The organism is Bacillus cereus group sp. Bc031 (assembly GCF_027716265.1).
GTDB lineage: Bacteria > Bacillota > Bacilli > Bacillales > Bacillaceae_G > Bacillus_A > Bacillus_A paranthracis.
In genome coordinates, this window is the sequence record NZ_JAQFUL010000187.1 from 1 (window position 1) to 2129 (window position 2129).

Below are 2129 nucleotides of genomic sequence, written 5' to 3' on the forward strand. Positions count from 1 at the left end.
TCCTTCCATGCGGTATGCATGGAAGGATGACCCATTTAGTTAAATTTTATTCATTTTCTTAACTTGATGGCTATGGCACTCACGCTGCCTTTTTTATTATTTTACAAATTGTAATTCTTTCGGGAATTTCGTTAAAATTTCTGATCCGTCTTTTGTGATATAAATATCATCTTCAATACGAACGCCACCTACGTTTGGTACGTAAATACCTGGCTCGATTGTGAAGACCATACCTTCTTTTAATGGAGATTCGTTACCAGCTTTTACATCTGGATATTCGTGTACGCTAATTCCTAGTCCGTGACCAAGGCGGTGCGGGAAGAAGTCGCCGTAACCTGCATCTGCGATAACAGAACGAGCAGCGTTGTCGATTGCACCAAGTGTAACACCTGGTTTACATGCTTCAACTGCTTGTAGTTGTCCAGCAAGTACAGTGTTGTAAATACGAGTTTGCTCTTCAGAAATGTCGCCGAATGCTACTGTACGTGTAATGTCAGAGCAATAACCGTCAATGATTACGCCTAAATCAAATAGTACGAAATCGCCGCGTTTCATTTTGTTTGCACCTGGAATACCGTGTGGAAGAGCAGAGTTTGCACCTGCTAATACCATCGTATCAAATGACATTTTATGTATGCCTTTTGTTTTTAATTCGTGTTCAATAATTGCTAATACTTCTAGTTCGCTACGATCTTCTTTAATTGCATTTACACCAACCTCAACAGCATAGTCTGCCATTTTAGCTGCTTCGCGTAAAATAGAAAGTTCTTTTTCGTCTTTAATTAAACGAAGTTCACGAACTTTTTCCTCAGCTGACGTGAAAGCTGCATTTGGGAATAATTTTGTTAATTCTTCGTAGCGCTCTACGTTTAAATGTTCTTTTTCAATTGCAACTGCATTTGCATTGATACCGCGGTCTTTAATTGCTTTTGCAATCATATCCCATGGTCTGTCAGTATCAGTAAATCCGATAATTTCATGTGCCCAGCCAGCGTTACGTGCTTGGCCTTCTTCCATTTTAGGGCAAATTAAAATAGGTTCTTTTTCTTGGAATACAAACATACCAAGAAGTCTTTCGTGTGGTTCACAGTGGAAGTTTGTCATGTAGAAGACGTTCGGTGTAGAAGTTAAGAACGCAGCTTCAACGTTTTTTTCTTTTAGCCATTGCATTAAATTTTCTAATCTAGCATTCATCGATTGGCACCCCCGAGATATTTAATTACAAATATAACTTTAACTCGGAAGAAAGCGTTATGACAAGTAAATCGATGTTAGAAAAGACAGGGAATTGAAAAATCATGTAGAATAAAAAGTGAGAATGTAATAAGGGGAGGAATGTAATAATGAAAGTATCTTATCACGGGCATTCAGTTGTAAAGATTGAAACGAATGGAAAAGTAATTTTAATTGATCCGTTTTTAACAGGAAATCCAAAAACAGATTTAAAGGCTGAAGATGTAAAAGTAGATGCGATTCTTTTATCACACGGTCATGGTGATCATGTTGGAGATACAGTAGAACTTGCGAAGAAAAATAATGCAGTTGTAGTGGCACCGTTTGAACTAGCGACATTTTTAAGTTGGCAAGGTGTAAAAACGCATCCGATGCATATTGGTGGTTCACATGAATTTGACTTCGGAAAAGTGAAGTTTACACAAGCATTCCACGGCTCTAGTTATATTGATGAAGAAAATAAGACGATTACATATACAGGTATGCCAGCGGGTATTTTATTTACAGCAGAAGAGAAGACTTTGTACCATGCAGGGGATACTGCTCTATTCTCTGATATGAAATTAATTGGGGAATTAAATAACATTGATGTAGCATTTTTACCAATTGGTGATAATTTCACAATGGGACCAGAAGATGCTGTTTTAGCAGCAAAATGGGTTCAGGCGAAAACTGTTGTACCGATGCATTACAATACGTTCCCGGTTATTGAACAAGATCCATATCAATTTGTAGAAAAGCTACAAAATTGTACAGGGAAAGTATTAGAAGCTGGAGAAAGTATTACACTATAGAAAAGAAACCCTTCATTTGAAAAGACAAATGAAGTGAACCCTGAAAACGGGACACCAATCAAAACACCTAAACCACTTGTTCCCTAAATTCTTTAGGGGATA

The 2129-nt window shown here is 37.5% G+C and carries 2 protein-coding genes; one reads left to right on the top strand and one right to left on the bottom strand.

Features of this window, described 5'->3' with window-relative positions; all coding sequences use genetic code 11:
* Positions 1–96: 96 nt before the first annotated feature.
* Positions 97–1194 (bottom strand): Xaa-Pro dipeptidase, encoded by a 1098-nt coding sequence (gene pepQ, locus PDQ33_RS28735; protein WP_000994042.1) that lies wholly within the window; start codon positions 1192–1194, stop codon positions 97–99.
* 149 nt (positions 1195–1343) lie between these two features.
* Between pepQ and PDQ33_RS28740 the strand changes: the two genes are divergently transcribed.
* On the top strand, positions 1344–2027 hold the full coding sequence (locus tag PDQ33_RS28740; RefSeq protein WP_000868938.1) for a metal-dependent hydrolase: 684 nt from the start codon (positions 1344–1346) through the stop codon (positions 2025–2027).
* Positions 2028–2129 lie beyond the last annotated feature (102 nt).

Coding starts and splice junctions, on each gene's coding strand:
- PDQ33_RS28740 (WP_000868938.1), top strand. CDS start 1,344: ATGAAAGTATCTTATCACGGGCATTCAGTTGTAAAGATTGAAACGAAT.
- pepQ (WP_000994042.1), bottom strand. CDS start 1,194: ATGAATGCTAGATTAGAAAATTTAATGCAATGGCTAAAAGAAAAAAAC.